The organism is Bacillus sp. JJ1503 (genome assembly GCF_036965125.1).
Classification (GTDB): Bacteria; Bacillota; Bacilli; order Bacillales; family Cytobacillaceae; genus Cytobacillus.
Genome location: NZ_JBALOZ010000370.1, coordinates 1 through 4,649 on the forward strand (window position 1 = coordinate 1; position 4,649 = coordinate 4,649).

The 4,649-nt window shown below is 38.4% G+C and carries 4 protein-coding genes; 3 read left to right on the plus strand and 1 reads right to left on the minus strand.

What is annotated here, in order from left to right:
* The 3 genes from fdrA to arcC all read left to right on the plus strand — a co-directional run.
* Positions 1 to 1,254: acyl-CoA synthetase FdrA (fdrA, locus tag V7149_RS23025; RefSeq protein ID WP_335347912.1), on the plus strand; the 1,254-nt coding region annotated here is incomplete at its 5' end.
* A 70-nt stretch (positions 1,255 to 1,324) separates the two neighbouring features.
* Complete coding sequence (locus V7149_RS23030) at positions 1,325 to 2,599, plus strand: DUF1116 domain-containing protein (protein WP_335347913.1); 1,275 nt, start codon at positions 1,325 to 1,327, stop codon at positions 2,597 to 2,599.
* A 144-nt stretch (positions 2,600 to 2,743) separates the two neighbouring features.
* On the plus strand, positions 2,744 to 3,679 hold the full coding sequence (gene arcC, locus V7149_RS23035) for a carbamate kinase (RefSeq protein WP_335347914.1): 936 nt from the start codon (positions 2,744 to 2,746) through the stop codon (positions 3,677 to 3,679).
* Positions 3,680 to 3,719: 40 nt separating this feature from the next.
* Here the strand turns inward: arcC and V7149_RS23040 are convergent, their stop codons facing one another.
* Complete coding sequence (locus tag V7149_RS23040; protein WP_335347915.1) at positions 3,720 to 4,544, minus strand: aldo/keto reductase; 825 nt, start codon at positions 4,542 to 4,544, stop codon at positions 3,720 to 3,722.
* Between the last annotated feature and the right edge of the window lie 105 nt (positions 4,545 to 4,649).

A 4,649-nucleotide genomic window follows, 5' to 3' on the forward strand; every position in this document is an offset into this window, starting at 1 on the left:
CTTCTTGTTATGGGTCCTGACTGTGGTACTGCAGTTGTTTCTGGTGTTCCGCTTGCATTCGCAAACGTTGTGAAAACAGGAAAAATTGGTGTAATCGGGGCTTCTGGAACAGGTATTCAAGAAGTTATTACAGAAATTGACCGTTTAGGCAGCGGTGTTAGCCATGCAATCGGTACTGGCGGCCGTGACCTCAACGATAAAATTGGTGCGATTACAATGTTAGATGGTATTAAGGCTTTAGCACAGCATAGTCAAACAGAAGTAATCACATTAATTTCAAAACCACCTGCAAAAGAAGTTCGTGATGAAGTTGTTCAATTACTTCAAAGCATTTCTAAGCCAGTTGTTGCAATTTTCCTTGGTGAAGAGCCACATAATCATGAAGGAAATGTTTATTATGCAAACACACTTGAAGAAACAGCAGCTATCGCTGTAGACCTTGCAAAAGGTAATGCAATCAAGCCAAATTACAATGAGCTACAAGCTGAAGTACCTGCAGTGAACTTAAAGCCTGAACAAAAAACAATTAAAGGTTTATATTCTGGCGGTACGCTAGGATACGAAGCAGCTACACTTATCAGCAGAGGACTTAACCTTGGAACAACAGATCATCATGAAGACGGTTACCTGTTAAATGCTAATGGATTTGAAGTAATTGACCTTGGTGATGATATTTATACACAAGGTAAACCGCATCCAATGATTGATCCTGATACAAGAATTCAATTCTTCCAAAAAGCAGCACAAGATGAATCAACAGCAATTATTTTATTTGATATTGTACTTGGATATGGTTCTCATGAAGATATGGCGGGCGCACTTATCCCTGGTATCCAAAAAATTCAAAACGCTGCTAAAGAAAATGGCAGAAACATTTACTTTGTTGGAACTGTTTGTGGTACTGATCAAGATCCACAAGACATCGATGAGCAAAAAGCAAAACTAGAACAAGCTGGCGTTATCTTACGTGATAGCAATAACCAATCAGTTTTAACTGCCTTAGCTATGCTTGATATCCAAATTGAAGAAGTACAAAAAGAAGTAGTTCCTGCTAATGAGGCTGCGAACGCTAATATTGCGGTTTCAGAGGAAATCCAAAAATTATTAACTGAAAAACCAAATGTAGTTAACGTTGGATTAAAGAAATTTACAGATGCAATTACTGCAAACGGCGGAAGAGTAGTTCAATTTGATTGGCGTCCAGTTGCTGGCGGAAATCCAAGAATGCGTAAAGTCTTAAGTGTACTTCGCTAATCTAAGAAATAGATTCGAAATTTAGGGAAACCGGTTTACACGACCAATGAATGTTCAGGAGGAAAGCAAAATGTACGGACAATATAAAACAATTGATGAAGCAAACCGAGCGGTTATTGATAAAATTGTATCAGGCGCACCTTTTTTAACAGATGTAGTTCCTGCTAAATCTGTTATTCAAGAATTAAATGGGAAAGTATTACTTCATGCAGGACCACCTATTAAATGGGAAAATATGACAAGCCCGATGCAAGGATCTTGTGTTGGAGCTACATTATTTGAAGGTTGGGCAAAGAATGCTGATGAAGCATTTGAAATGCTTAAAAATGGTGAAATCGAATTCATTCCATGTCACCATGTAAATGCGGTTGGTCCAATGGGTGGTATCACATCTGGAAGTATGCCGGTTTTAGTTGTAGAAAATCGCGACGGCGGCAATCAAGCATATTGTACAATGAATGAAGGAATTGGTGCAGTTCTACGTTTCGGTGCATATTCTGAGGAAGTAATTAACCGTCTTGGATGGTTCAGAGATGTACTAGGACCTGTTATTTCAAAAGCACTTAAAGTAAAAGGCGATGGGTTAAACGTAAACGTAGCGATTGCAAAAGCAATTACGATGGGTGATGAGTTCCATCAACGTAATATTGCTGGTTCCCTTATTTTCTTAAAAGACATCGCTCCATACATTTTACAATCAGATGCAGATGAAAAAGATAAACTAGATGTTATTCAATTCTTAGCTGATACAGACCAATTCTTCTTAAATATTGCGATGGCAACAAGTAAAGCAGTTATGGATACAGCAAGACAAATTCAGCATGGTACAGTTGTAACAGCAATGTGCCGTAATGGACATGAGTTCGGAATCCGTATTGCTGGTATGGGTGATCAATGGTTTACAGCACCAGTTAATACACCACAAGGTCTATTCTTTACGGGATATGATCAAGATATGGCTTGCCCTGATATGGGTGACAGTGCGATCACCGAAACATTCGGTGTCGGCGGTATGGCTATGATCGCTGCTCCTGGTGTTACTCGCTTCGTTGGTGCAGGCGGTATGGACGATGCGGTTAACACAAGTAATGATATGATGGAAATTTGTATTGACCACAACCCGAACTACTCAATTCCTACTTGGGATTTCAAAGGCTCTTGCCTTGGCATTGATGCAAGAAAAGTTGTTGAAACTGGAATCGAGCCAGTTATTAACACTGGTATTGCTCATAAAGAAGCGGGAGTTGGCCAAATCGGTGCAGGTACCGTTCGTGCCCCATTAGCATGCTTTGAAAAAGCTATTGATGCATATGCAGTGATGCTTGGATTAATCGAAGCAGAATAATGAAATCATTTTGGAGAGGGTTAGTTGCTAGCTATATCCTCTCCAAATTTTTTGAAGGTTTTTTTTTGAAAAAAAGCTTGCAATGGAAAATTGAAAACATTCATAATGGGAAAGAGAAATTCGAAATTAAAGGAGTTTTGTCAAATGAGCAAAATTGTTTTAGCCATTGGCGGTAATGCCATTATTAAAGAAGGCCAAAAGGGAACACTTGAAGAGCAGCAACAAAATATTAGTGAAAGTGTTGAGCCTGTTCTTGGTTTAATCGAACAAGGAAACACAGTAGTTATCACTCATGGTAACGGACCACAAGTTGGTAACTCTTTAATTAAAAACCAAATGGCTGAATCAGTAGTGCCAGCTTATCCGCTTGATGTATTAGATGCGGAAACTCAAGGTAACTTAGGATATTTAATCCAGCAAGCATTCAGAAATAAAATGGTAGAACGTAACATTGGAAGACAAGTTGCAACAATCGTTACACAGGCTGTTGTTTCTAAAGAAGATCCAGCATTTGGCAACCCAACGAAGCCGATTGGACCATTCTATACAAAAGAAGAGCTTGACAAAGTTCTTGAAAATGAAAAAATCTCTTACATCGAAGACAGTGGAAGAGGATACAGACGTGTTGTTGCTTCTCCGAAACCAGTAACAATTGTTGAAAAAGATGCAATCCAAGCTTTATTAGATAAAGAAATTACTGTTATTACAGCTGGCGGCGGCGGTATCCCAGTTATTGAAGAAAATGGGATGCTAAAAGGTACAAATGCTGTAATTGATAAAGATTTTGCAAGTGCACTATTAGCAGCAGAAATTAATGCAGATTACTTATTTATCTTAACAGGTGTTGAGCAAGTGGCGATCCATTTCGGAACTCCACAGCAACAAAATTTATTTGAAATGACAGTTGAAGAAGCTCTACGTTATATGGATGAAGGTCATTTCCCTAAAGGAAGCATGGGACCAAAAATCGAAGCTGCAATTCTGTTCCTGCAAAAAGGCGGCAAAAACGTAATCATCACTTCAATGGACAAGCTTCAAGATGCTCTTGAAGGCAAAACGGGTACACGTGTAACTCTTTAATAAGAAATAAAAAAGACGGCGTTCGCCGTCTTTTTTTATATTACTTTACATGAAATTCATTAGGCTTAGGTCCTTTACGCTCATCCCGATTCAAGCTATTAATTGCATCCATTTCAGTAGCTGAAAGTTCGAAATCAAACACATTGAAATTTTCTTCAATTCGCGATGGAGTCACTGATTTAGGAATAGCGATCGTGTTATTTTGCAAGTGCCAGCGCAAAACGGTTTGAGCAGCTGTTTTGCCATGTTTCGCTGCGATATTTTTTATCGTCTCATTTTGCAGCACTTCACCGCCTTGATGAAGAGGGCTCCATGCCTCTACAAAAATTTCATGCTTTGAGCAGAAGTCTTTTAACACGGTTTGAGCAAAGAACGGATGGCATTCAATTTGATTTAATACGGGCTTTACATCACATTCTTTTAAAATACGGTCAAGATGTTCTAATTCAAAATTGCACACGCCAATAGCCTTTACGCGTCCGTCTTGATAAAGTTTTTCTAGCGCTTTATATGTATCTACATATTGATCAAATTCAGGTGCTGGCCAGTGGATTAAGTATAAGTCAACATAATCAAGGCCAAGTCTTTCTAAGCTTTCTTCATATGCCTGCAATGTACGATCAAAGCCTTGATCACTATTCCAAACCTTTGTCGTTATAAATAGCTCTTCTCGGGGAATAGCCGATTCTTTAATAGCTTTCCCTACTCCATTTTCATTCTTATATATCATGGCAGTATCAATAGATCTATATCCAACCTCTAATGCTCTAGCAACTGATTCAGTTGCTTGTCCATCTTCCACACGCCATACTCCGAAACCAAGCTGTGGCATTTTTAACCCATTATTTAAAGTAACAAAATTCATCATTCACTGCTCCCATCAAAAAAATATAATATCACATATTATGATAACAATATGTAATGTAAATACACATCCATATTGTAAATGAAATAAATGTTATTTTCCAAC